At 53.6% G+C, this 26,442-nt stretch carries 18 protein-coding genes and 1 tRNA gene; 12 read left to right on the top strand and 7 right to left on the bottom strand.

Features of this window, described 5'->3' with window-relative positions; all coding sequences use genetic code 11:
* Window positions 1–262: 262 nt before the first annotated feature.
* The 6 genes from FYC48_RS10380 (at window position 263) to FYC48_RS10355 (ending at window position 8,536) form a co-directional block, all read left to right on the top strand.
* Window positions 263–1,600, top strand: a complete 1,338-nt coding sequence (locus tag FYC48_RS10380) for a tetratricopeptide repeat protein (RefSeq protein WP_149496642.1) — start codon at window positions 263–265, stop codon at window positions 1,598–1,600.
* 124 nt (window positions 1,601–1,724) lie between these two features.
* Entirely contained in the window at window positions 1,725–3,281 is a 1,557-nt protein-coding gene (locus FYC48_RS10375) for a methyltransferase (RefSeq protein WP_149496641.1), read from the top strand.
* 236 nt (window positions 3,282–3,517) lie between these two features.
* Entirely contained in the window at window positions 3,518–5,305 is a 1,788-nt protein-coding gene (locus FYC48_RS10370) for a hypothetical protein (protein WP_149496640.1), read from the top strand.
* A 181-nt stretch (window positions 5,306–5,486) separates the two neighbouring features.
* Complete coding sequence (locus FYC48_RS10365; RefSeq protein ID WP_149496639.1) at window positions 5,487–6,677, top strand: hypothetical protein; 1,191 nt, start codon at window positions 5,487–5,489, stop codon at window positions 6,675–6,677.
* 476 nt (window positions 6,678–7,153) lie between these two features.
* A complete protein-coding gene (locus FYC48_RS10360; RefSeq protein WP_235034192.1) occupies window positions 7,154–7,465 on the top strand; it encodes a helix-turn-helix domain-containing protein in 312 nt (103 codons plus the stop codon).
* A gap of 255 nt (window positions 7,466–7,720) precedes the next feature.
* On the top strand, window positions 7,721–8,536 hold the full coding sequence (locus FYC48_RS10355; RefSeq protein WP_149496637.1) for an all3515 family Zur-repressed PEP-CTERM protein: 816 nt from the start codon (window positions 7,721–7,723) through the stop codon (window positions 8,534–8,536).
* Window positions 8,537–8,799: 263 nt separating this feature from the next.
* Here the strand turns inward: FYC48_RS10355 and FYC48_RS10350 are convergent, their stop codons facing one another.
* The 3 genes from FYC48_RS10350 to FYC48_RS10340 form a co-directional block, all read right to left on the bottom strand.
* Complete coding sequence (locus FYC48_RS10350) at window positions 8,800–9,303, bottom strand: hypothetical protein (RefSeq protein ID WP_149496636.1); 504 nt, start codon at window positions 9,301–9,303, stop codon at window positions 8,800–8,802.
* A complete protein-coding gene (locus tag FYC48_RS10345) occupies window positions 9,293–10,399 on the bottom strand; it encodes a DUF1559 domain-containing protein (protein WP_160149443.1) in 1,107 nt (368 codons plus the stop codon). Before FYC48_RS10345 ends, FYC48_RS10350 begins: the two co-directional genes overlap by 11 nt.
* A gap of 250 nt (window positions 10,400–10,649) precedes the next feature.
* Window positions 10,650–12,818 (bottom strand): cation:proton antiporter domain-containing protein, encoded by a 2,169-nt coding sequence (locus tag FYC48_RS10340; protein ID WP_160149442.1) that lies wholly within the window; start codon window positions 12,816–12,818, stop codon window positions 10,650–10,652.
* Between the two features lie 518 nt (window positions 12,819–13,336).
* Here FYC48_RS10340 and FYC48_RS10335 point away from each other — a divergent pair.
* The 6 genes from FYC48_RS10335 (at window position 13,337) to FYC48_RS10310 (ending at window position 22,685) form a co-directional block, all read left to right on the top strand.
* Window positions 13,337–14,101 (top strand): ABC transporter ATP-binding protein, encoded by a 765-nt coding sequence (locus FYC48_RS10335; RefSeq protein ID WP_149496633.1) that lies wholly within the window; start codon window positions 13,337–13,339, stop codon window positions 14,099–14,101.
* Window positions 14,098–16,893, top strand: a complete 2,796-nt coding sequence (locus tag FYC48_RS10330) for an ABC transporter permease (protein WP_149496632.1) — start codon at window positions 14,098–14,100, stop codon at window positions 16,891–16,893. The genes FYC48_RS10335 and FYC48_RS10330 overlap by 4 nt, the downstream gene beginning before the upstream one ends.
* 468 nt (window positions 16,894–17,361) lie before the next feature.
* The gene (locus FYC48_RS10325; RefSeq protein ID WP_149496631.1) at window positions 17,362–18,270 is read left to right on the top strand and encodes a hypothetical protein; all 909 of its coding nucleotides are present in this window, start codon (window positions 17,362–17,364) and stop codon (window positions 18,268–18,270) included.
* On the top strand, window positions 18,260–20,665 hold the full coding sequence (locus FYC48_RS10320) for a serine/threonine protein kinase (protein WP_149496630.1): 2,406 nt from the start codon (window positions 18,260–18,262) through the stop codon (window positions 20,663–20,665). The genes FYC48_RS10325 and FYC48_RS10320 overlap by 11 nt, the downstream gene beginning before the upstream one ends.
* Window positions 20,666–20,676: 11 nt before the next feature.
* A complete protein-coding gene (locus FYC48_RS10315) occupies window positions 20,677–21,261 on the top strand; it encodes an RNA polymerase sigma factor (protein ID WP_149496629.1) in 585 nt (194 codons plus the stop codon).
* Between the two features lie 563 nt (window positions 21,262–21,824).
* Complete coding sequence (locus FYC48_RS10310) at window positions 21,825–22,685, top strand: hypothetical protein (RefSeq protein ID WP_149496628.1); 861 nt, start codon at window positions 21,825–21,827, stop codon at window positions 22,683–22,685.
* A 495-nt stretch (window positions 22,686–23,180) separates the two neighbouring features.
* Here the strand turns inward: FYC48_RS10310 and FYC48_RS10305 are convergent, their stop codons facing one another.
* The 4 genes from FYC48_RS10305 to FYC48_RS10290 form a co-directional block, all read right to left on the bottom strand.
* A complete protein-coding gene (locus tag FYC48_RS10305; RefSeq protein WP_149496627.1) occupies window positions 23,181–23,576 on the bottom strand; it encodes a hypothetical protein in 396 nt (131 codons plus the stop codon).
* Window positions 23,577–23,815: 239 nt separating this feature from the next.
* Window positions 23,816–23,900, bottom strand: a tRNA-Leu gene (locus FYC48_RS10300).
* 248 nt (window positions 23,901–24,148) lie between these two features.
* The gene (locus FYC48_RS10295) at window positions 24,149–24,976 is read right to left on the bottom strand and encodes a hypothetical protein (protein ID WP_149496626.1); all 828 of its coding nucleotides are present in this window, start codon (window positions 24,974–24,976) and stop codon (window positions 24,149–24,151) included.
* Window positions 24,977–25,350: 374 nt separating this feature from the next.
* Window positions 25,351–26,379, bottom strand: a complete 1,029-nt coding sequence (locus tag FYC48_RS10290) for a potassium channel family protein (RefSeq protein WP_149496625.1) — start codon at window positions 26,377–26,379, stop codon at window positions 25,351–25,353.
* Window positions 26,380–26,442: the final 63 nt, after the last annotated feature.

Below are 26,442 nucleotides of genomic sequence, written 5' to 3'. Positions count from 1 at the left end.
TCGTCATCTTTGATGTTTTCTTGCGTGCATCGGTCAAATCTTCATCGCTGTCTTTGACTCCGCCGCACACAGCGCATTTTCACTGAACTTCTTACTCTACCCGTCTTGTGTCCGGCAGGCGTCAAGTTCTCTGCTTTCTGCATTGAAAGAATCGCTGGCATTGAAGCCTACAACGGTAAAGGTCGATTTATCGATTCTAGCCGGTCCGTTTGTCCGATGGGGCCGCTCCGGAAAACAGTCCGTGACGACGAGGGAGAAAACGATGAGCAGCGACGAAGCCGAATTGACGATCAAAGAAAACCTGAACAAGGCGATCGAGCTTCATCGCGCTGGTGAACTGACCGAGGCAGAGGCGTTTTACCAAGCCGTCTTGCAGTTGGATCCCGACCATGCCGACGCTCTTCAATTGATGGGGGTGATCGCGGCCCAGCTGGGCGATTTGTCGTTGGCCGTCCAACGGACAGAACTTGCGTTGTCCAAGTACCCCGAACAACCGGTGACATTCAATAACTTGGGAAACATGCTGGTCGAGTTGGATCGGTACGACGACGCCATTAAGGCATACGAGAACGCTGTCCACCTTCGTCCGGATTACACACAAGCCTATTTGAACCTTGGTCACGTGCTATGCCGTGCCAATCGCCTTCTTGAAGCCCAAGATGCCTATCGAAAGGTGACCGAGCTAGAAGTCGACAACGCCGACGGCTGGGACTCGCTTGGCGATGCCCTGCATAAAGTTGGTCGATCAGAGGACGCGATCGAGGCATTCCGCAAAGCAAGTGAACTTGCACCAGAGAGAACGTCAATCCTACATCACCTTGGGATGGCGTTGCGATCACTCGACCGGATGGACGACGCGGCAACAGTCTATCGCCAGTGCTTGGAAATCACCCCCGACGATCCAATCGCGAAACATTACCTTGTCGTTTGTGGTGACTTAGACGAAGCCCCCGAGCGTGTTTCGATGGAGTTCGTCCAAGAAACCTTCGATGACTTTGCCGCTTCATTCGATATGGTACTCGCGGACTTGAAATACAAAGTTCCGGAGCTACTAGGAAAGATGGCAGCAGATTTCCTAGCCGCACACGAACAAGAAACGATTGACATTGTCGACCTAGGCTGTGGAACCGGATTGTGCGCCGAACACCTACGTGGACTGGCCAATGACTTGGTCGGAGTCGACTTGTCGAAAGAGATGCTCGCCAAGGCAGAAAAACGCGGCGGTTATGACGACCTCGTTCATGGCGAATTGACCGAGTACCTGACGTATTGTGATCGTAGTTTCGATCTCGCGTTTTCGGCCGACACGTTTATCTACATTGGCGATCTAAGATCTACGATTGAAGCCGCCGCGCTGGTGCTTCGTCCAGGCGGAGGATTGATTTTCAGTCTCGAAAAAATGGATGACGCTCAATCGGAACGATCTTCAACCGGATTTCGACTCGGACTTAGTGGCCGCTACCAGCACGACAAAGAGATCGTGACCCAGTGGCTGAACGACTCAGGATTCATCGTCCAAGAAATTCGCGACGCCCATGTTCGCAACGAGGGAAAAGTCCCGGTCGTCGGTTACCTCGTCGCGGCGATCAAACCCGCTTAGCAAACGATCACGACGCCTCACGTCAAGTCACAACCGCTGACAATCCGGTTCTCACTTTCTCTACATTCCCGGCTCACGTTCAAGTCACTTCACTCCTACGTGCCCCCACACTCCCAAACTCTTGATGCTCAACACGTCGACACTAAAACCGCTGTCTTCTGAAGATGCCAAGCTGGTTCGTGACACATTTCGTGATGCCGAATACACGGAAAGTCGGCTTCGAGAGCGATCGGGATTACTCGTTCCGCCGCCGGCCGAACTGACGCCTGGCGGTGTCGTGGAAGCTTTTCAAGATTCGGATAGCGCATTCGATTGCCTCGCACAACTATTCTTTCTCGGACGCGAAATTGATGTCGTCGCAGCTCGCAAAGTACTTCCCAAGGGCTTGATCGATTGCTTCCTTCGATCAGGTGTCATTGCCGAACGCTACCAATCGCTGACCCCCAAGGTATTGCTCGTCCCAGTCGAAGACGTCTGGCTAGCGTCAGACTTACAGGTTTTACGTGATCACTCTCACAAAGACTACGTGCCCACCGTTTGCGATGCGGCGCTGCATCTCGCATCGGTCGCGGTTCGACAGCCAACGAGGCGCATGTTGGATCTCTGTTGCGGATTCTCTCTGCACGGTGTTTTAGCTAGTCGGCATGCCGAGTCGGTCATTACGAGCGACCTGAACCCTCGTGCCGCCGCGTTTGCCCGATTCAACGCCGCGTTAAACGAGTGCCAAGACTTCACCACGGTCACGGGCGATGTCTTCTCCGCGGTGAAAGGAAAGAAGTTTGATCTAATCCTTAGCAACCCGCCTTTTATTATCTCTCCTGAAGCTGTGACGACCTATCGGTTCGCACCCTATGAACTTGACGGCTTTGTCGAGCAGATGTTTCGGCAAGCTCCCGATTACCTTCAGCATGGTGGCATTTTTCAAGCCGTATGCGAATGGGTGGAAATCGACGGCGTTGACTGGCAACAGCGTCTACAAACATGGTTTGAGGGTCGTGGTTGCGACGTTTGGGTGCTAACCGCCAATCGTCAGCTACCGTCAACGTACGCGGCAAACACGCTTCGCCAATCCGATACCGACGCAGATCAACTGCCGGATATGATCGCCAATTGGGAACAGTATTTTTCCAAACAGAAGGTGAATGCGATTCATGGCGGATTCATTTTTCTACGTCGACGAGATGGTGACAATTGGTTTGATGTATCTCAGTTGACTAAACCGATCCGTAGCCAGATCGGTGACGCAATTGTTCGCGGTCTGGATAATCGAGATCTACTGTACGGTAGATATGCGGATCAAGACATCCTGAACAGCCGCTTGGCGGTCACCCGCGGAATTCGAATTGTCGAAGACTCGATTTATAATGGCATTCGTTGGGAATCTGAAACGATGACGCTACACGTCGATTGCGGCATTCCTGTTTCGATCGGCATCGATAAGTACGTACGCAATTTAATCGCCCGATACGACGGACAGAGAATCGTTTCCGATTGTCTCGCAGACTTTGCGAATCACGTTGGTCTACCGATGGATACAGGTGTCGCGCAGGGGCTGGAAATCACCAAGGCAATGATTCGTACCGGCGTACTTGGCATCGTCAAGGAAAGCCTGGAAAACAGAATTCTGGCCAGTCGAGTTGGCCTCACCGGCACGCCATCTCAGAATTCCTTTTCAAACTAATGCTTCGTCAACCTTTGTTTTTAGCGTCAGCCGCATGGCGTTAGCCACGGTTTCGGTGCAATAACCGGGGCGGATGCTCGTCAGCTGATGAGCCGAATCCGAAGATTTGGTCAGAGGCAGTACGAGGCGTGATTCAGCTCTGCCGGGGAACAATCGCGGTATCCTCGTGGCTTGACGTGTTGCGGATACAATGGTTTGTTCAAAACCATTTTCCTACGCAACATGCCCAAGAACGAATGCGTCAGTTGATTTTCATCGACCGAATCGGCAAACAAACGACAGACCTAAAAGACGCTCTCCTCGATCGGAAAACGATCGCTCAAACCGTGATCGCTACCATCGGACTCGTCTTTTTCTTGCTCCCGGATCTGCGGGCAAGCGAACCGATCGACATTGTTTTTTTGCGGGCGGATTCCGGCGACGAATCAATCGAGGCAGTGAAGATCAGTTCTGCGATCGCTCATCCGAGCGATGCAACCGTCGTGCGTTTGATGCCATCTCCGGCACCCGATCTTTCGTCCAATCGTCAGATTCGTGGTGCGAGTGGTCGCGATGTAACTCTACCTAACCGGTGGCATCAAAATCGCATCACAAGCTTGATGCGTGGCATCGCCACTGGCCCCAATCGTCCATTCATGGAGGAACGCGACAAGACACTGCGAACGCTATCGCCGGTCATCCCGAAGCTACGAGAAATGCAATCGATCGACGCCTCACGCCTGCCGAGTGATGTCGTTGCATTTTTGGATAGAATGCAGCGGCTCCATGTTGCCGCCGACTGGAACTGTGATTTGCAGTTGACTGATGACGAATGCTACATCGTCACAAACGACTGGACGTCGATTCATCCAAATCAAACTCCTATCCCGATCGCACCTTTTGAGTCTGCGCCCCAGGAGTTCAATGACCAGTCTTTTGAGCGGATCATGCTTTCCCCGTGTTCTTTCACGGAGCTTCCCGAAACAGTTCGCGCCGCTGCCATCACACCCCGAGACGCGATTCATCTCTGGTTCCGTCTGCCCGATCACTCTCCGCAGCATCGCGTGAGACTGAGCTTTGGTTGCGACAGCAAAGACGACGAGATCGCTCACCAGGCGGTCAAGATTTGGACGTTCTCTAATGCCGGTTGGCGAAGTCCACACCCCGTTACGCTTAACACGACGCTCCAAGCAACACCGTGTACGGACTGGATCATGGTTGCGACGGTCGATAAAAATGAGCAGGTCTTGGATCCGCAGATTCCATTGTTTGCCGACATCGCCGGCGAAAAAGAAGCAGTTTCATCAGACCACACTGACCGTTGGCTTACCGACTACGATCGCGATCCGATGACGGCTGCTATTGAACAGCGCATCGCACTGGGAATTGATCCGGAGCAACTGGTTGAGGATTCCACAACGCCCACGCCAGACCGAGGATCGATCATCGAATGGAGAAACCATCTTGTCACGATTGATCATCCACGCGTCCGCAAGCGACATCTCAATAAAGTGATCGCTGCGACTGAGCAAGTGATGAAACGGTGCATCGCAGCACTGGCCGAACAGCAAGTCGATTCCGGCGCAATGTCAATCGACGGATTGATCAAGATGACGATTGCGGACTCACCACCGCCGCTCAACGCGAGGCGGGAACAAATCCTCTATGCATGGCTTGCTGATGCGGCGTATCGCAGGGTGCGAGCAATCGGATACCGAGAACTTCCTGACGTGATAAAAGATCAGCCGATCGAGGACTGGGACATCCAGAACACGGCATACAACAATGCGTATCAGACACTTTGCCAACTGGTACCGATCAACGATTGGCGGTTTGTACTGACTCGTGTTCGTTTCGAACGCCGCCGAGGCAACGCCATCAAGGCGTACGAGATTCTGGTGCGGTACGGATACCAGGGCCCCGCAACCCCGTGGTACTTCAAAAAAGAACGCGATCTTTGGAGCGAAGCGGGCGATGAGGCCCTTTCACGGCTGGGACATGCCCGCTGGTTTCTCAAGCAAGCCGGTGTTGCCGTGACGCAGTGAACGGCTAGTACAAGCACTGAAAAATTTGCTGTCGGCAAGCAAACGCAAAAACCATTCGGTTTTCTTTAAGGCACTCGGAATTGAATTCCGCAGGGACGGGTGAGAGCGAATCTCCTCCGCGGACTCGTCAAATCACTGATTTGTCAAGTCACTGACAGTTCAGCCACCGAGTACCCCAGCCATGAAACGCTTCAGCATTCTTTTGATGTTCGCCCTTGTCGCATCTGTTTCGACAGCGTCGAAGATTCCTCCCCAAATGACTCTGACCCGGCAAGTCGATTCGGAACTAGGACGGATGCAAACGGACCTGCGATCGCTCGAATCTCAACTAAGTGAGTTGCAGTCCAACGTTCGAGATGCTCGCGGGCGCGTGGACACGGCAATCCGTGTGTCCGGAATGATCCGCTCACTTGACCGGCGTGTTGAAAAGCTGATCGATCAACTGAAGCCCTACCAATCAATTCCCAAAGTGCGAACGTTTGCAAGAAACCTAAGCAGGAATCTCCAGCGGATCCATGAGCAACTTCATGAGCTGCGAAAGAAATCTGATCACTGCGAACGCAATGTTTTGAAGCCTCTAAAGCAACGCCTGGTTTCGATCGAGCAAACCGTGATGGGCGGGCGTCAAAAACTCGCCGGGTATCGAAACGGCGTTGCAGTATGGCGAAGTGAACTAGCGTCACTATCAATACAAGCAAGCCGTCTCCCGAGCGTCTCCTCCAAAGTTGATCGATGTGTCGGCGAGATAAATCCGATGCTTCGGTCAGCAAACCGGGTATTGCATACGGCAACTGAGAATACCGTCTCAATCCTTCGTCAGGTAAATCGACTCGGCCGAATGTTCACCGCCTATCAATCGGTAGGCCATTCGCTGGCGGGCTTCGAAAAGAAAATCGTGCCCGCCGAAGCGACAGTTGGGAAGCTAGACAACACCCTGGGGAAGGAACTGAAGATCAAGCTGCCGTTCTCGAAAAAGTACCTACGTTTTACGATCCGGGAGATTTTGGAAAAGCCCGGTCAAATTGTCGGCGTTGTACTAAAGCCGTTTGAGGCGCTAGCTGATAAGGCACTGCAACCGTTATTGAAAAAGCTGAACCTTCAAATCAAACCTCCCGCGGGCTTAGCAGAACTGACACGCGAACTCGACCGAGTCCAGACGATCCACCAAGCAATCGACCGTCTCGGTTCGAATCTTGTCAGTGAAGCGCTCTCGCAACTTGAATCCGTATCCCGTCGAGCTATCGCACTTCGGACCGAAGTACGACGGACCTTCGCTGCTGCCCAACATGAAACCTATCCGATCAAGCAAACGCCCAAACCGAAAAACACGTCCGAACGACCACCTGTTGCGATGTTCCTTCAGCTTGGCTAATAGCGTCCGGGACATTCTACGGAAACGGTAACGTTTGATTGCACCGCCGAGGACGTTCTCGGCGGAGTATGAATTGCGAACGATTCAGCTTTCCAACGGTTTTCCGTGCTCTGACTGAGATGCGAAGAAACGTTGGGATCAGCAGCCGCCCCCCATCCAAAACCGGTCCGCATTTTCTTGGCCCATCAATCATCATGCAGAAGGACAGGCAACGTGAGAGTGAATTGACCTAAGCCGAATCATTCGTGTTCAACTGCTTAGTGTCACGCCAAACATTGGGGGAACGCTGCAAGACACCGAAGGATCGTCGCACGACATTCTGGTTCCTGTCGGTATTACTTTGAATGCAGAACGGGCGTGTGCCGGGACTTCTACGCTTGATTTGGAGCGGCCTTGCGATCGGTCAGAAGCTCACACAACGGTTGCTATGGATTTTCGTCAGAGTTGGCTGCGTCTTTCGCGGTCTCGGCGAAACGATGGATGCCTTTGCCAAAGTGATCACCCATCTTCACGAAAACTTCGCAGAATGTCTTTCCACCGAAGAGTTGGCCGAGATGGCGGGCCTTTCGGTCGGACATTACGAACGCCGGTTTCGCCGCGCATTCGGCGCCTCTCCCCGACAGTACCTCGTACGAATTCGCGTGGAACAGGCCGCGAAGATTCTTCTAGAAACCGACATGACGGTTTCCGAAGTTGCCCACGCGGGTGGCTTCTACGATCACGCGTATTTCAGCCGAAGCTTTCGAAAGATCATGCAGCTTTCGCCAAGTCAATATCGCGGTCGCTAGGTCACGATCACTTCCCTTCGCGACGGGTAGCGACATCGGCGTTCGACGACGCGACCGCTTGGCTCCTCATCCAGACGGCGGGCCACTCACCCAGCCCCTCTACTTGCAACCCTACTGCATTCGCAATACATTCTCTCTTGTGGACTGTAACGTTTATGACGGTTCACTCGGAAAGCATTTCGTCCCCGTGTGGCTCGACGATCTGCCCCACTAAGTTCCCTATTTGTCTAGCTAAAAGACGCGAGGAAAAAATTGATGTCGTTGGTTAATCGTTTATTGGGTTTGCTGGTCGTTGCCGCGATCGGCACCACCGCTCATGCCTCTCAACTCGGCACCTACTATGTCGGTGTTGATGACGCAGATACCGTCACGTACGGTACATACTCCGGGGAATACAACACGAACGAAGGGCGGTTGACGCTTCTATTCCATCACGGAAATCACTTTCATGGGATCGGCACGCACTCGTACACCGGACCGGCTTCGTCCCCGGTCGCGAGCGATACGAGTTCCAATAACCGTCTGCCCGAAAGCTACACGGGCCTGAATCCGATTTCGCTTCAACCCGGGTCGGGCGATTTCGCAGGGACCTACCGCTCAGGTCTTTCAAGTTCGCTGCCCCAGGACTTGGAATACGGCAACTTGAACATCCAAAATGTTCATTCGCTTAGCGGCGTCGATGACGTGATCTACAATAGCTCGGGTGGCCGTTGGAACACGGATTTCGATCTAGCCCACATCCACATGGTGTTGCTCAATGCCACCCCCGGCTTGAATATCGCCTTTGGTAACACTCCCGTCTCTGCGGTTGCCCCTGGCGGCGATTTCCACTTGGGTGACGGTGATGAAATGTTCTCCGTCACACCGACTTTCTGGGTCGATGACACGGCCAACGTTGGTGACGTCTTTACCGCGGAATTTATGCTCGCTGATTTGAGCGGTACCTACGGCAATTCGGGTCGTTTTTTCGTTGATTTCCAAGCTGTTCCAGAACCGGCCGCATGTACATTTCTTGCATCTGGCGGACTGCTGGCTTTCGTACGTCGTCGCCGAAAGGTAGCTACGAAGTAAACAGTTCAGTCGTCTGCTGACACATGGTCAAGCAATGTCAAGCCTCCGCCTAAGTAAATGCAGAGGCTACCAGCCGCGCCCCGATGTATCTTCACGGTACCGGGGCGTGGGTCTTCCTTTCCTGAAACTACCGTCAGTCCGATCATCAAAACGACGGCGATTCGTTCAACGGCCTTCGAGTAGCAGGCTATACCGAAATTTTCTGTCTGCCGTTTCTATCTGCCCCTTAGCATCACTCCGCGGCTGAACAGCTATCGATATGGCTAATCGTGGTGATACTCGTGGGTGTGATCGTTGCTATGGGGAATCGCTGCACTAAAGGTGTTTCCTTCCACCGAATAGGAAAGCTTCAAGACGAAGTGATTCGTGGCGACAAGTTGCTGTGGTAGCTTGTCTAGGCTTAACGCATACCGAGACGAAAGCGCTCGTGATTCGTCGGACCGTGGATCGGATTGGAAGCTCACCTCGAAGACATCCCCGCGGCTTTCAAACTTGCCGTTCAGTTGATCAACCGGTAGCGGATACGGCTGATGCTCACCCGACTCCTGAACATAGATCACCATCCGCCTGCCTTCTTCGTCCAGCGTCAACTCCAATTCAATATCGGAGTCTCCGGCGACCGCCGCCGCGTGTCCGCCATGATGGCCGTGCGGCTTCATCGTCGTGAGCGTTTTCGGATCGGGGTCCTGGGCGCAGCCATAGATCACAAACAGAAGCAAGCTCGTCACAATCAAAGCCCACCGAGCGGACTGATGCTTAGAAGTCACCAACCTTTTCTCCGTCGTCACGCTGTGCAAGATTTTGAAAAACGCGGATGTCGATATGTTCGGTCAGATAACGAACCGCACCATCGGCCAGCAAGAAATTCGCTCCGCCGCCATGGTAGCTACTGAAATTCGCGGAACCCTGACCATCACAATCGATGTTTTGGCGAACCGGGGAATCATTTATGGGATAGAACGCCGTGCCTAACATCATTTGATTGTCGACGAACCCGCAGCCCTGCCACGAATTACTACCCGCCCACACCGCCGAATAGTTGCGCATGCATCGTTCACCGATCGCTAGCGTGTTGCTCATGCCGTCGAAAATCTCGGCGATGGTCAGGTCCGAGTTTCTTCCGAATACCCCATTGCCGCGAAAATCATTTAAGTCCCAATCGCTTCGTTCCGTTTTCCATCGGCTGCCAATCGATCCGACATAGTTGGATTTCCCAAGTCGGATAGCAACGTAGATGATTTGCGGCTCGACTGGTGGCGGCTCCGGAGGAGGAGGCGGCGGCGGAGGGGGCTTCACCGCATGATCGGGCGTCGTCAAACTCGACGGTCCATCGGCAAACGAACTCGATTCGGGCATCACCGTGATCGGAACCAGGATCGAACGGTAGGGATGTGAAAGACTATCTCCGGTGTCCGACGGGCATTGATAGAGATCGATGTTCGTCTGTAGAAGCGCCGAACGAGATTCGTCCGATGCAACTTCATCGAACGACCGGTTTACCGAACGAAGCTGATCGGCAAGTGAACGCTGTTCAATAAACGGCAGCAGAAGCGTCCCCCATCCCCAACTTCGGCCATCGCCGCCAGATTTCAAATCTGCGAGGTGACCGGGCGGAAATCGCGAATGAGCACCATGGTAAGCGTGCAGCGCGACTCCCATTTGCCTCATTTTTCCGGAACATTGCATCCGTCGTGCCGCTTCACGGGCCTCCGATACGGCAGGCAAAAGCAGTGCACCTAAGACACTGAGAACGGCGATGACAGTCAGTAATTCAATCAGCGTTAACCCATGCCGCAGATGTCGCCACCGATTTTCATGGACACGTTTACCATTCGGCGATTCGATCGAGGTCCCTGGCGACAACGCAACGTCTCCTCTTAGGCCGTTTAACGGAATCATCGGCTAACACACGTCAAACTACTGACACCACCCCATCTGCACATGCATATCCGTTGCGAGAATAACACGCCGCCATCACAGATGCAACTTTTAATCGCATTCGCTCCCAAATTCCCGTCGTGGCCTCCACGATGAACATGGAATGAGTTGCAGCGACAGCGGAGGGCTTCGAACGATGAATCCGCTTGGTCATACAACCACAAAAGTCTCTTCGCTACTTCATCGTGATTCGCTGATAAAGATCTGCGGCATCGGTGGCCTGAAGGATCTGCTCCCGCTGGCTTTGCGAGCCAATTAATCTCGCAATATACGATAGATGCGCGAGGTGTTCGTCGGCACTACCTTCGGGGCTGAGCAACATAAAGACGATATCAATTGAACGATTCGTCAATGGGCACTGAACTTCACGCACCGGTCTTGCGATGACTAGTTTCGTTTCCTGGATATCGGCAGACCAAGCGTGCGGCAATGCGATCCCGTTGCCCAACAAGCTGGTGTAGTCCTCTTCGCGTTCCCACATCGATTCGAGCATAGACGCCGAATCCAATTCCGGTAGCTGATTCTCAAGATGCTGCAGCATTTCGAGGTACAGTGTCTTCAGATCATCGCATTCGGAGAAGAGGACGTTCTCCGGCTCCAGTGGTAGGCGATTACTTTGCTGACTCTTTTGACGATCGAAAATCATCCATTCAACATCGTCATCACGGATATCGGCCGGTGCCGTCACGATCGCGGCCTTGTTCCGGGCGATCATCAAGACACTCTCTATGCTTGGCGGTGGATTCTCTCCACTAGGCTGACTTCGTACCGGTGCCGGCTCGCTGTAGGGACGCATCCAACGATCAAGCGGGAAATCTTCCCAAATTCGATCGCCATTGAGCAGGTGTTGGTTTTCGTCGGTCTGGTATCCCGATCGCTCCCATCTCAAAATTGACTTCCCTTCCAAGATCTCCGACCACCGTCGACACAACATTCGGTTAAGGTCGGGGTTGGCGGTGAAAGCGATTAGATTTCCGCAGCCATAAAGTGCCGGGTGGGCGTCCGGGTTCAGGGACATCGCGTCCTCGTTCAACGCGGTCAGTCCTTCGCGCTCCGCCGCCCGCACTTCCAATGCGTTGGTGTCGATCAAGACAACTTGTTGATGATGTCGGACCAAGAACTGCGATACTTGACGACCGATTGCGTGGGCACCGACGATAATCCAACCATTCGGATCTGGGCGTACGACGCCTAATAGCTTGCCGACGAAACTCGCCGAAAAACCCTGGATCACGACGGTCCCTGCGATTACCGAGAACGTAAACGTCTCAACGAATCGCGATTCGCTCGCACCAATCTCTTTTAAAGACAGTGCGAAAACAGACGCCATCGATGCGGCAACAATACCGCGCGGCGAGATCCAACTCAGGAATAGCTTCTCATTGAAACTTAGGCGTGTTCCAAGTGTCGACAACATGACGTTGACCGGCCGAACCACCAGCATGATGACTGCCACCACGATGACGAGCCGCCAACCGGCATCAAAAAACGCGGATAGGTCGAGGTTTGCGGCGAGCAAAATGAAGAGCAGACCGATCAAAAAGTCTTTCAGCTCTGATTTGTAAGTCACAATCTCGCGAAGCTGTGGCGTGCTGCGAATGCCGAGTACAAGCCCCCCGACCGTGACGCTTAACAATCCGCTTTCGGAAATCAGCATGTCCGCGACGGCAAAATTTAACATCGCCATCGCCAACACAAAAATATTGATCTGACGATCATCGACCCAGGATCGACGAAGTACAAAGTCAAGAAAAAAGCCGAACGTCAATCCAATCAAACTCCCCACCACGAAACGCAGCATAAACGCTTGGATCGCCCAAGAATCCGCCGCGTTCGAACTGACGTAATACTCAAAACAAAGCAGCGCAATGAAGACACCGATGGGGTCGATCAAGACTCCTTCCCAGTGCAATATGGTTTGCACTTTAGGACGGGCACGGATGCGATGAAGCAACGGGCCGATCACGGTCGGCCCGGTCACGATGACCAAACTTGCGGCCAAAAGGCAAAACGACCAGTCGAAAGAAAAGATCAGCTTGATCGCGGTGGCTGTCCCGAGCCACGTCACGAGCACACCGACCGTCAAGAATTGGATGATCTCGCGGCTTGCTTTTCGATACTCATTGATATCAAGTGTCAGGCCTCCTTCGAATAGGATGATCGCCACTGACAGCGCGATTATCGTCGGCAAAGCCTCTCCTAACGTATCCGGCTGAACAATTCCGAGGCCGTTCGGACCAGCTAGGATCCCGCCCCCCAACAACATGACGATGGCTGACGTTTTCAAATGATGCGCCAGCGAAAACAGCAAAACACCGATGGCTGCTGCAATGGCAAACGTCATTAATGCTTCGTTCGCGTGCATTGGCGGTGGCTCGAACGGGGTTTTAGAGACGACCAAGAAATGTGCTCATGGCGGAGAGAATACAACGAGGCGTCGCGTTCAAACGAGTGATCCTCAACAATTCCAGCGAGGACAACGGGCGCCCATTTTCGTCCCCAGACTAAATGACATCGATCCGGCGCACCAGTAGACGGATAATTCGATCAAGCGGCGACTCTCCCCCCCAAATCTGTGTCCTCCGAAAGGGACTTCAACCCTACCTAACACATTGCCAGTGAGTATCAGAAACCACCGACGCTTTCGGCAGACTATCCAAGCACTTATCGAAGTCAATTCCGGGCTCTGACGCATGGCGATCGCCACGGTTTCATCACAATCAATTACCGCTGACTGATGCGTTATCCGACCGCCCGACGCGACGAACTTTCCACCGCTACCGATCAAAATATCGCCGGCACTAGACGCTCATCATCAGTGACCGTACCGTTTTTCTTTTCCATTAAGAGTAACGAGTGAAGATGAACGAACACGCGATCGGAGATCCATTAGTCGTCGAACATGTGTCGAAGGTCTATCGACAAGGTGCCGCGGAAGTTAACGCACTCGACGATGTCAATCTGCGCGTGCGACAGGGGGAACTCGTCGCGATTATGGGGGCGAGTGGCTCCGGAAAGAGCACACTGCTACATGCGATGGCAGGCTTAATTGAATTGGACGCAGGGAAGGTCATCCTCGCCGGACAAAACCTTGCGGAATTGAGTGACGGGCCTCTGACCCGTTTTCGTCGAGACAATCTTGGAATCGTCTTTCAAGCTTACAACTTGATCCCGAGCCTAACAGCAGAAGCCAACATCCGTCTGCCCGCTCCCAAAAGTATGCATGAGCGACTTGATGCGGTCGTGGAGAAACTGCTGGAGCAATTGGGAATGACGGCCCGTCGGCATCACAAGCCCGGGGCACTCTCCGGCGGTGAACAACAACGAATCGCAATCGCGCGGGCACTCGTCTGCGATCCAGCCATTCTGTTGGCCGATGAGCCGACCGGTAGCCTTGACTCCGTCTCTGGAACACAAATCTGTGAATTGCTGCGTTCTTTGGTGGACGACCAAGGCCGTTCGATCGTCATGGTCACCCATGAGGCGCACGTTGCGATGTGGGCCGACCGAATCTGCGTACTGAAAGATGGCACAAACTTAACCGAACTAACAACCGACGGCCGGCGCGATCCGCAGACCGTCGCCAGAGAGTACCAAGAAGCTCTCGGTGCGGGGGTAATCGGATGAACAAGACATCTTCGCTTGCCATTTCTTTCCTACGTGAACGTCGATCTCGGACCGCGCTGACAATCGTTGCCACGGCGGCGGCCGTCGGAATGGTGATCTGGGTCACGAGCAGCTACGAAGCTCTGCACAAAACCTACGACGAGTACGCCAATCTAGCCCTCGGCAGATACGAATTGGCGATTGCACCGATCAGTCGCGAGCCAACCGATTTTGTTCCCCAAGATTCCGTCGATGCACTCCGGGCAGATCCTGCGGTGAAAGCCGTCGATCCCATGTGGGCCGGACGAATCGCTGTGGTGGAGTTCCAAGGCCAACCACTGCCGAGCGATGGAGGCACGCGACAAGGCGGTTCCGGATCGGGATCAAACAGCCCCCTGCCTTCGCTGATGTGTTTAGCCACTGACGCCCCCGAGCCTCCTTTCGAGATGGCGAGTGGTACATGGTTGGCCGATCATGCCGAGTACACTGACGATGCCACTCCTCAAATTGTGATCCGCGCCGATGTCGCAGAACGAAGAGGGTTAAAACTCGGCGACGGCCTGACGCTTGAATTACCTCGACCAAATCAAGCGGGCGAGTCGACGATTGCCGTAAAGATCGGCGGCATTGTCAACGCACCCACGCTGCACGGTCTTGGCTCGCGCGGTATCCCCATTTTGACGCCCAGTTCAGGGCAAGCATTTTTTCCCGCATCGATTGCCGAACGTATCACCGGCCAACCATTTCGAATTAGCTTGCTAGGCATCTCCGTCAATCCAAACGCAGATATCAATAAGTTTCGATTCGGTTGGTCGCCGCGGCTAAGCAGTTACTCGGTACCGTTACAGTTTCAACAGGCTTTCGAAATCGAAGAGGCGCTCGATCAAGCTTCGGCGGCCCAAAACGTAAAGCTGCAGTCGTATGCCGCAACCGGGGTAGCAATGCTCGTCGCAATGCTGGTGATTTTCTGTTCGCTCAGCATGGGAGTCACCGAAAGAATCCGCCAGTACGCAATCCTTCGAGCGGTCGTTCTGACGCGTGGTCAAGTTGCCATGTTGATCGTGATCGAAGGGTTGGTCCTAGGTGCATTGGGTTTAATCACCGGAATCACCTTGGGCTGGGGTTTGCTAAAGCTCATCGAAGTTCTCTTCGGGGCTCTACTCTACCACGGCGTGACACTCGGTCCGAGCAGCTTGATCTTGTCGACGCTAGCTGCCATCGGCGGGGCGTTGTTCGCGTCACTGGTCCCCGCGTATCAGGCAACGCGAGTCAAACCGATTGACGCGATGGCACCCAAGCAGTCTTTGACCGAAGCGAACAAGGTCATGCGGCCAAGCCTGTTCGCCGGTTTGATCTTGTTAGCAATCGGTCCGTTGTTGACGTTTGTGTTTCCGCCGAGCGAAAGCGGAGTTTGGTTTGCAATGGTCGCAACGTTCGCTTGCACCGCCATCGGATTCGTTGTCCTCGCCCCATCGATCGTCGTGTCGGTCGATCATTTCATTGGGCCGCTTCTCGCTCGCACATTTAGGCTCGATCCAAAATTGTTGGCCAGTCAGGTGACGAACAACATTTGGCGCACCGTCGGCGCCGCGATCTCGATGGCGTTCGGACTAGGCCTCTTCGTTGGCATTCAGGTTTGGGGCTTCACCATGTTGGAAGCCTTCGTACCAGGAGCTTGGGCCCCCGATGCGATCGCGGTGATTAAACCCGGTTTGCCACTCGATCAAGTTCATAAGATTGCTGAGTTACCCGATGTCGACGAAAAACGATGCTTGCCGCTCGTCGTGGAGCAACCCAGACTTGCCGATGATTTGACCGGGAGTGCCAAACGTGCTTCGGTGATTCGTCAAGACAATGTGGTCATCGTTGGGCTGGATCCCGATGGCGCCTTCGCCGGCGACAAACCTTTGCTCGAACTCAACTGGGTCGAAGGTAATCCAGTCGAGGCAGTCACAAATATGCGACAAGGTCATGCGTGTGTCGTTCCCGATCACTTTCTTGCCGAAACCGGTCTAAGGCTCGGGGACACGATCGATGTCAATCCGCCACGCGACGCTGGCAAGACGGTCCAATACACGATCGTTGGCTCGGTCGAACTACAAGGTTGGCATTGGCAGACAAAGTTGACAGGATTGCGACCACGTACTCACCGCGCCGCCGCGCTCGTGTTCGCGGACTACGACTCTGTCGCGACCGATTTCGATCTTCCCTTCGCATCTCACGTTTGGTTCGCCTACGCTGGCGATAATGCTGATGTCGAATCGATCGAAACGGCGACGACTGAACTAGTCGAGTCGATCCATGGGAAAGGGAGTGAACCTGACGAGGTGAGCGCACGAATTGTATCGATCGCCAGCATCCGCTCGACGTTACTCAATGGTGCCCGCCGTTGGCTGTGGATGATCAGCGTCCTACCGCTCGTAACACTCTTGATCGCATGCATCGGAGTCTTAAATGTGATTATCGCGTCAGTACGTGCCCGTCGATGGGAATTCGGTGTGCTGCGTAGCATCGGATTCACAAGCGGTGAACTCGCGCGCGCCATCCTGGCGGAAGGCTTGATGATCGCCATCGTCGCGGGATTGCTAAGTGTCGGATTTGGAATATTGAGCGGTTGGTGCGGCGCCGGCTTGGCACAGTATGTGAGTTTCTTCGGCGGTCTCCATCCTCCGATGGTGATACCGTGGACGCCGATCATTGGCGGAGTCATGTTGGTGGGGCTGTTGGGAATCTTAACCGCCGCATGGCCCGCCTACTCGGTACGTCGAACCGCTCCCATGACCTTGCTTCAAGCCGGACGCGACTTCACCTAACAGCCTCTCGATTTTCGATTGCCACCGTTCACTCCTTGAAGATAACATTCTTTCCACAGGTATCGCGCGGCGGAGATATAAACCTGAAAACCAACAGTTCGCTGGTGGATCGAACTGGCGTCTGGTCCGCTGGGACCGTCTCGAAGAGCTGCGAGGTAGCTTCCGACGGCGGCAGCGTTTCCATGTTTTTGTGGTTTCCGGTGGAAGTTACCCTACCCGCTGAAACCCGTCTTTTCCTCCTTGGATGAGTCAATTCTCAAGGCCAAACTCCAAGGCTTTGTCGAGCCCTAGTCGCCCCAAAAAGCGACTGCGCAGGAGCTCGCACCCTCTTTGAAACGCCCACAGAAGCGATCTCTGGCTTTTTTCAATTTTGCGTGACAGCATTCGGGTGGTTCGCGCCTTAAGATGACGACCTCAGACACGAAACGCATCTTAAACCGAGGTCTATGATTCGTGAGGAGTATCAACTTGAGTTTTCGCCGATGGCTTTGTGCACTTGTCTCGATTCTGCTGTGCACCGTTGCGAGTGGGCAAGAGCAGGACGAGATGCAACAGCTTTGGCACGAAACGTACTCGCTGTTGCAGAGACGTGAATACTCTCTGGCAGTAAACTTGTTGGAAAATCGACTCGACGATTCGGAATTCTTCCGCTACACGAAGCGAATTCAGCAGGATCTCGACGCCATCGAACGAATCAAGTCCCTTTCCGATTCGGTCAAATACGCGGTTAAGAAGCTTCCGCCATCAACGCCTCTGACGATCCTCTCGAAGGACTATCTTTTCGAGCGATATGATACCAATGAATCGGGCATTGTCTTGGTCTTGAATCACAACGGGAATCGCCAAAGAAACGAGGAATTCACCGTCCCCCTTTCTCGCCTCGACTCGGCGACATGGTTGCAGATCGCAGAGTCGGAAATCGCCGAATGGTCGGACACAGAATTTGTGATTGGAATCTTCCTAGCATTTGATCGTTATCCGAACGTCCGCGTAGCACGCACCCAATTAAATCAAGCAGCCGATTCGGGGCACGACGTTGCGGTATGGATCAGACGCCTCGAGGAAGCGGAGCAAGAACGTAAACAGAAGAGCCATCCGGGTAGTGGAGATCCAACGGCAAAAGATTTGTTGCTCGGCAAGTGGACGGTTGTAATCAAGGGAGGTCGACGATTGGTATGGGAATTCAATCGTGGCGGTGACGGCTTCGCCTACGTCAAAGACCGTCGTTTTCCGGCCAAGTGGGAGGAAGAATCCGAGGGCGTGTTTCGGTTTTCCAATCGAAACGGTGGGACGGCAGTCATCAACGTTTCGGGTAATCGGATTTTTGGGAAATTGGCGAACGGAGTTCCATTTCGAGGCGTTCGTCATGCCAATTAGTCCCATGAATAACGAAGCAATTAAAGCAATCGCTGATCTCAGCGTCTCGCTTGAGACGCTAAGGGCATTCGCCAAAGGGCAACTTGACGAAGAGCAAGAGCAACACGTGCTTGACCTGCTCGAAGAGCACCCTGAACTGGCGGCACAAGTGGCCGCCATTTCGGTTGACTCGGTCGTCGCAAAAATGCGAGATCACAGCAAGTTGGCATCGGAGAAGTCGTTGTCGAGCCAGCTCGCTGAGGAAAACCTAGGTGAGACAGAAATGATCGGAGGCCCGATCGAGGTTGATTCGAAAATTCAACTCGAATTGAAAGGCCTTACCGATTTTAAAATCATCAAGGAGATCGGTCGTGGCGGGATGGGAGTGATTTTTTTGGCGCAACACATCCTGACCGGACGCGAGGAAGTACTCAAAGTGCTTAACGAACGATTGGTGGTCAATCGCGAAGCTCGCAAACGTTTTGAGCAGGAGATCAAATGCATCGCAGCGACCAACCATGAATCAATCGTCCGTTGCTACACAGTCAAGCAACTTCGCGATACAGTCGTGTTGTGTATGGAATATGTCCCTGGCAAGAATCTTCACCAGGTGATAGCTGCTAACGGCCCGCTCCCAATTCACGTCGCTTGCGCTATCACCATCAAGATTTGCCTTGGGTTGCAACATGCAATGCAGCACGGTTTGATTCATCGAGATATCAAACCGTCGAATATCATGCTCAGCAAACAGAATGGTAGAATCCAAGCTAAGATTCTCGACTTCGGGCTCGCAAGGTTAACAACATCGAACGCCGAAAGCACCGGAGATTCGGTAGATGGGTTGACCGACGATGGCGTTTTGTTGGGGACGCTCGAATACATCGCACCGGAACAGTGTCGAGACGCCGCGTCGGCGGACATTCGATCCGACATCTATTCGCTCGGATGTACCGTCTACCATATGATCGTTGGGCATCCGCCGTTTTCCGGTTCCACGGGGGAACTTGTTCTCGCCCATTCACAAATGATTCCGCCAACGATTGATCGCATTCGCCCCGAAGTTCCCAAGGGCCTTAGCGATGTGGTGGAGAAAATGCTTCACAAAGATCCGAGCGATCGCTACGCCACGCCGACGCAAGTCGCCGAAGCGCTCAAACCATTCGCACGACGAGGCATCGCGACGGAGAAACACTCTTCGCAAGAAGATCCTGATTCGAAAATCAATGACAACCGAATCGAGTCTGGGAACGAAACAGAACCTCCCGTCGCAGACGCAGTTGCGGAATCCGCAAAGGCGTTTTTGAATCATTCGTCGGCACGGCGAAGACTAGCGGGTGCTTTGGCGGTGATGTTGATCAGCGGTCTCATGATACTCGGCATGAATTTCACCCTCGCCGGGAACGCTGGCAGGATCACGATTTCGGATCTGCCAAAGAACGCCGTCGTGCAAGTGGACGGTCAAACGGTCCCCGTCGACCGATCGGGAACAACCGGGACGATCATTGTCAAGCAAGGCGAACGAGAGATCGCCGTTACCGTAACCGGCACCAAGCTCCTGGAAACTCGAATCAATATTCGCAGAGGCGTTGAGGAAACGCTGCAAGTAGATATTAAGGAACAACGCCGGTCGCGGGCCGGTCCGGCAAACTTAATTGACCTCCAAGAATCTGCGAGGCTTCCGGAGTTGTTCAATGAGTTTGCGGAGCTATCGACCTTCAATCGTTTGCTCATCGATGAGCGAGGGATCAGCGAGGACCGTTTGCTTGAGAATTTTGAAACGAATGGCATCGATTATGCCATCGATCAGGATGCTGGCACCGTTCGGTTCAGCGGACGGCAAGACTCAGGCAGCTTTTTAAGTACCAAACGAAAGGATCTCCGTAACTTTCATCTGCGTGTGCAGATAAAGATTGATTCTTCGAACAACGCTTCCTTATGGAATCAACACTTTGTGCTTCGAGCCAATCGGATCGGAGAGGATAAGGTGGGATGGCGCGCGATGCTAGGAGGGCATCGGCCGCACGCCGGAGTGATGCATCAAGTCGCTCCGTTCGGGTTGATGGGGATTTTGGTCAAACCCTTTCCCGGTTACCCCGATGGAAACATAGGCGTGCCATATTTCGCAGAGAACCGGCTCAACTTTTTCCAAGTCGCTCCGGAACAGTGTATGACTCGCGATGAATTTCATGTCGTCGAATACATCGTGTACGGAAGATCCATTGAAGTTTTCCTGGACGGTCGATTTGTTTGCTCTGCTACGGATTCGAGAGATCGTGTAGATCGCGGTGGAATTATCCTGATGAAGGCCGAGTCAGCGATTGATTTCTTTCGTGAATTTTCGATTCTGGAACTAGGCGACGATTCAACAGCAGAGCGATACGCCAAAGCGATGGCGTTGGCTTTGGCGGGCAACTAAGGCGATTCCCTATGCAAGAAACATCCGTCAGTCTGTTAGAACGTATCGCAAATGATGGCAGGGACGACGATTGGCAGCGTTTGATCGAAATCTATCGGCCTTTCATGTATCAGCGGATTTCGAGTTACCCTCTTCTTGTCAGTCAATCCGAAGACATCGTTCAAGAAATCCTGTGTGTACTGATTCGAGAGATGCCAACTTTCCACCGACGGCGGGAAGGATCGTTCCGTGCCTTCCTCCGCACCATCGTGCTTAATCAGCTGCGATACGCGATGCGAAGAACAAAAGGAAATCCGATTGCCGCCGGACAGTTCGATAGGCTGAACGAACACATCGAACAGTTGGCCGATCCAAGTAGCCTCGAATCAATCGAATTCGATCATCAGCATGACCAGGCCGTGTTCTTTCATGCCGCTTCAATCGTTAAGTCCGAAGTGAAACCCAACACTTGGAAAGCATTTAAGAAACACGCGATCGAGGGACAAGACGCCTCCGCCGTAGCGACGCAGTTGGGAGTGACTGTGAATGTCGTTTTACTCGCCAAGAGTCGGTTGACTCGAAGGATCCGTGAAGAGATCAGGGGCTTAGTGGAATAACCCCGAATGTGGATAGCCGAATCATTTTGAATTGGAAGGTTCATTGGAATGAACCGAACGACATTCGCCCAAACATCTGTCTTGACGTTTTTGGAACCTCGGTGTGCCGATGACTTTCTAAAAATGTCAATTGTGTGAGTTGCGGCATAGAGCACACGGATCGGTCGTATCCAATAGGGTTCTGAACTAGTCCGATTGTCAGTCGACCGAGTGTCTTAATCCGCATCGTTGAATTAGTGTCATTGCCACCTACTCGTATTTCGTCACCATCGAATTTGGGATGAGCCGATTGGCGTTAGCGGCGGCTTCGGTGCAACACCCGAGGCGAACCCCGTTGGCTAAACGGTCAAACCCAAAGATTTGGTCGAGACGGAGAACAAGGTAACATTCTCATGAAGCCACAACTGAGTGTAACGATCCCATCTGCAGCTCAAGAGAAGAGTCGCGTTATTTCACGCGTACTCTTATTGTTGCTTGCACCAGCCAACTTTTCGCGGTCCTTCACTCGCCCCATCGATAGAAGGTCGCCTCATCGGGGTCTTCAGGTCTTGTCTGATCTGGCCTTGTCAAAGACAGGCGTATTTGGACTCGCATTCATCCTGGTGGCACTTCCCTGGATGCCATCCGGTTTAGCAAAGGCGGAGACCGTGACTGCGTTGGCAACGACGGAGGTCAGGCTATCAAACGCTTCTGGAACAGATCGAAATAGCGGAATTCATGGGGGTGTCTTCGGGGATACGTTCCGTCGTTTTATGTCGATACGCGGATCGAATTCAAGAAGAGGATTGTTACAGGCATTCGCGGTCTTTGATTTTCAGTTCGGCCAACCGCAAACGCCGGTGTCCGATGTCGACACGTTGACGCTGTCATTGGTCGAAGAACACCGGTACTGGACCGAAGACGGCGAGTTCGATTTCTATTGGCTAAGGAACCGGAGCGACCAACTTACCGACGCTTCGCTCAACCTCGACGGTACGCCGAGCTTTCAGTTGGACCAGAATGGGATTGACGCAATCGATCCTGCCTTTTCCCCAAGTAGCGATGCATTGGCGAAAGTTTCGTTTACGAGCGGATTGAATAACCACACGCCCTGGAACGTGGAACTCAAGTTCCGTGGGGACAACCAATCTGAATTATTGAATGCGATCAACAATGGCGAACGGATACGAATCGGAATTTCGGCATCTGAATCGACACCGAATGCGGGGGCACAATTTTTGGGGTCGGACGCACAACAGTCTCAGCTATTACCTCGTCTTAGCTACGGAGTAACCGCGATTCCAGAACCATCGGGAATGCTCGTACTTGTAGTCGGAGGGTGCTGGATTGCGACTCATCGACGACGCCGTTTAGTGCGAAAGTCAGCCGCTGGCTTCCGAGTCATCGCAAACGATCTCGCTGAAGTACCGAATGACTGGAAGTAATTCTATCGATCGGAAGAATCAATGCGATTGCAGTGCTTCAGCCCCCACTTGCCGTCGGTGATTATTGGATCAACCACGTTGCCTCGCCCTAATTCCAGAGGCAGCAGCTTTGATCGTGACTTGGATGCAGGACCGTGCCGAGGATTGAGCCCAAACTCTAAGGCAGCGGCGGTGAATTGCCGGGCAAATTCTGAGCATGCAGTCCGGGCCTTGGGGTCCGGCGGATCGGCGTTGACGGCGACGGTCAAGACAATCGTACGATCAAGCAGCGTGAAAACCGGCGTAAATCTTATCTAGGATAGTTCCGTCCCAGCCTGCCATGAGTCTCTTACCGCGAACCGGCTCTTTCAGGGTAGTGTCCTGCCGAAGAATATTCAGTGCCATTCGACGAAAACCATCGGAGATCTCACCTTTTGCATGACTCCCTTCTATTGGCAAGTATCACGTTGAACCGGAGCCGCGCCAAACGAGAGTTTGAATGAATTCGAGCTCAACTCAAGCGAAGGTTTTAAGGTAGTCGATCGAGTCAGCAACAACTTGATTGGGACGCATCGCCACTTCGGTCCGTTGCTTTTGTTGCCATCGACGAAATGAGGCTAGCTTGCCTTTTCGAACACCGATCCCGCCGAAGTCAGTTCCCGCCGCAACAGACAAAAGGCCGATCGCTTGTCGAGAATTTTGACGGCCATCTTCAGGCCAGAACACCTGAACATTGCGAAGCACTCGAATCGAGTTGTCGATGAACTCTGCTGCAGCGTCTGGGCGACCTGCTTGACCGGCAATCGACATCGCACGTTCGGCCGCTTCAATGATGCGTTCCACGAGCTCGGCATACGCCTTTTCTGATTGTCCCGGAATAGCGTGTTCGACATCACCGATCGATTGCTTCACTACCCGCTCTGATGGCTTTGGGACAGTGACCCGAGAATTGCAGGCCGGGCAAGATTTCTCCTTACCGATCGAACGAATGACGCACTCGAGACGCGCGCCGCAATCGCAGGTAAATCTGACTTTCATGCCGGCCGATTATAGATTCGCTGAATCACGACGACAGGAAAATTGGGCAATTGGTAGCCCAAGGGTAACCCGAATCTGGCTTTCGGGCCGTTTCTCTTATAAAGAAAGAACAGTGCGGATGAGAGGATTTGAACCTCCACCCTCTTAGCGAGGACTAGAACCTGAATCTAGCGCGTCTGCCAGTTCCGCCACATCCGCTTGGTTCATCGAAAGAACGTTCCCGACGCCGTCGAGCTCGCTCTCCGTTGGTGCAGTAAAGTATCGGCTCCGCCCCGTTCCCGCAAGCCGTCTGCGGCTTGCGTTTTCCAAGTTGCTCGCACTGCCACGTCGCTACCGTGACAATCCAATGGTTCGCTTAAACCGTTCGATGACGCAAACACCACAATACTCTTACTGCGACCCCTTCCTCTTGCCATGACCTCAGTCGGGATTAGCTCGCACATTTGCTACGGCGAGAAGTAACGCAACCAGTTTCGGACCGATTGACCTGGGACATAGGCGACCGGCTGGCCCCAGAGGCCCTGCCCGACCTGCACCATCAGTCGCTCCTGGCCAAAAGAAACCAACGCGCGTGCCGGAGCGGCGGCCGACGGAACGGCCGTGGCAATGGTTGGTGGTGCCGTTGCCACCGGAACCGTTGTCGTGAGGGGCGGCATCGTCGCAGGTGCGGCGATCTCGGCGGGCAGCGACGTCGGTGCGACGACGGCGTAACCCATCGGTGCGACCGAACCACACCCGCCATAGACGCTCGCCGCCATGTATTGACTCGGCGGCGTGATCAAATTGCAGTTGTCCATCCGCGCAAAGCTGTTCGTTCGAAGCGAGGGGGCGTCCATCGGTGCGGTATCCGACGGCGATGGAACGGCCATGTTTTCGGCGAGTGTCGACGTTGGCTGCGGCGAAGGCAACGATCGCGGGGTCGTCTCCGTGAACGGCATACTCTCGGGCAAGTTGTCCGCGGGAAGCCCTGCATTCGGTGTTCCGGGTAACGCCGCATTGGGCAACGCCGCGCCCGGACTGGACATCGGCTGCCCGCCCGCCGATGGCATGCCGGTGTCTGGCATCCCCATCTGCTGCATCCAGACCGTACGTTGGACCGCCGGCTGGCTGCGATGTTGGGCGAATGCGTTTCCGCCGGAAGACGCCTGAGCGACTTGCGGCGATTCTATCGCGGCTCGATACCCCACCTGTCGTGTGACTGATTGGGTGATACGCGGATTCTCATACTGCGATCGATAAGCTTCCAACAAGCCTGACGATCCGATCGACTGCATTCGCGAAGCTGCGGACGATTGTGAGCCTACGCCCTGCGCAGAAACGAAAGCGTTGCCAGCGATGTAAATAATTACAATGGCACAACACGCGGTTGTTCGTAAAGGTGAACGTCCAGTCAAAAAATATCGATATCGCATGAATCTTCCGTCCGTGTCGATGGTTTGTTGTCAGCATTATCAAGTGACTGCTAGTCACCGCAAGATTGATGCCGACGACGCGCGAAACGACACCGTGAAACTCGAAAGTTATCCTGCCTGCCGAAGTGAACTGACGGGCCGGAAAAGAGATCTGCGAGGGGCCGCGACTATCGTGGACCGGATCGGAATTTCGATCTGCAAACCGAAACGCTCGGTACGTTCCGCTACACGCGTATCTAAACCGTTGCGACGTCGTGGAGCTTTGCCAAGTCCTCGCGGTGCGACAGCACAATAAGATGATCGCCACTTAGAATCTGGCGATCGGCCGATGGGTTGCGTACGATCTCGCCGTCGGCACAACGGATCGCGACAATAACGTTGCCACCGTCGCCGCTGCTTTCAATCTCGCGAACTGAAAGTTTTAAGAACGGCGAATTGCCATCGATTGGGATTTCGATCAAATCGAGCCCAAAAATTTTGAGGTCTTGGTGCAATCGATACAGCGAACGCGAATCATCGACGATCGATTCAATCGTCGGGCAGGTAATTAAATGCGCAATTCGTGACGCCCCGATCATCGTCGGCAGAACCACCCGAGTCGCGCCGCTACGATACAGTTTCCGCTCAGTCGATTCGGTTTCACATCTCGCTACGATTTCAACCGTTTCATTGAGTTCACGAGCGGTCAAGGTTGCGAAAACATTTTCCGCATCACTCGGCAAAACCGCCGCGAAAGCACACGCCCGTTCGATACCTGCCGTTGTCAACGTTTCTTCGCAAGACGCGTCACCACAGATCACCAAATGACCTTCTCGTTCGGCTTCGTCTAACCGTTGCAAGTCGCGATCGATGATGACAAAGTCGACGCCCAAGTGCCGAAGCTCTTTAACCAAGTTCTGGCCGACTCGACCGTAGCCGCAAACGATCACATGGCCGGTCGTTTCTTTGATACCCAAACTCATGCGATGCGCCCCTATCACGCGTTGAACTTCGCCTTCGGTAATCATCTGGATGAATGCACCTAGCACATAAATGGCGGAGCTACATCCGGTCACAATCAACGTCGCGGTGAATAGCTTCAGGACGGGCGAATCAACCGGGTGAACTTCACCGTACCCGACACCAAAGATGGTGATGACCACCATGTAAAGCGCGTCAACGTAACTCCACCCCGCGACCACATAACCACAAATTGCGATCAAGCACGTCACGGTCAGCACCGTGATGCCAACCCGCATCTTTTGGATCGCTGTGGTGTTGAACATTCCCGGGGCGTTTCGATTGCGGATTGTTGCGCTGCGTCAGTGACTAGTCACTGCTTCACAATC

It is taken from the genome of Roseiconus lacunae (genome assembly GCF_008312935.1).
Lineage (GTDB): Bacteria > Planctomycetota > Planctomycetia > Pirellulales > Pirellulaceae > Stieleria > Stieleria lacunae.
Note: the sequence above shows the minus strand (reverse complement) of the source record. Positions and strands in the feature narration are given on the sequence as shown.

Coding starts and splice junctions, on each gene's coding strand:
- FYC48_RS10380 (WP_149496642.1), top strand. CDS start 263: ATGAGCAGCGACGAAGCCGAATTGACGATCAAAGAAAACCTGAACAAG.
- FYC48_RS10375 (WP_149496641.1), top strand. CDS start 1,725: ATGCTCAACACGTCGACACTAAAACCGCTGTCTTCTGAAGATGCCAAG.
- FYC48_RS10370 (WP_149496640.1), top strand. CDS start 3,518: ATGCGTCAGTTGATTTTCATCGACCGAATCGGCAAACAAACGACAGAC.
- FYC48_RS10365 (WP_149496639.1), top strand. CDS start 5,487: ATGAAACGCTTCAGCATTCTTTTGATGTTCGCCCTTGTCGCATCTGTT.
- FYC48_RS10360 (WP_235034192.1), top strand. CDS start 7,154: ATGGATGCCTTTGCCAAAGTGATCACCCATCTTCACGAAAACTTCGCA.
- FYC48_RS10355 (WP_149496637.1), top strand. CDS start 7,721: ATGTCGTTGGTTAATCGTTTATTGGGTTTGCTGGTCGTTGCCGCGATC.
- FYC48_RS10340 (WP_160149442.1), bottom strand. CDS start 12,818: ATGACGTTTGCCATTGCAGCAGCCATCGGTGTTTTGCTGTTTTCGCTG.
- FYC48_RS10335 (WP_149496633.1), top strand. CDS start 13,337: ATGAACGAACACGCGATCGGAGATCCATTAGTCGTCGAACATGTGTCG.
- FYC48_RS10330 (WP_149496632.1), top strand. CDS start 14,098: ATGAACAAGACATCTTCGCTTGCCATTTCTTTCCTACGTGAACGTCGA.
- FYC48_RS10320 (WP_149496630.1), top strand. CDS start 18,260: ATGCCAATTAGTCCCATGAATAACGAAGCAATTAAAGCAATCGCTGAT.
- FYC48_RS10315 (WP_149496629.1), top strand. CDS start 20,677: ATGCAAGAAACATCCGTCAGTCTGTTAGAACGTATCGCAAATGATGGC.
- FYC48_RS10295 (WP_149496626.1), bottom strand. CDS start 24,976: ATGCAGTCGATCGGATCGTCAGGCTTGTTGGAAGCTTATCGATCGCAG.
- FYC48_RS10290 (WP_149496625.1), bottom strand. CDS start 26,379: ATGTTCAACACCACAGCGATCCAAAAGATGCGGGTTGGCATCACGGTG.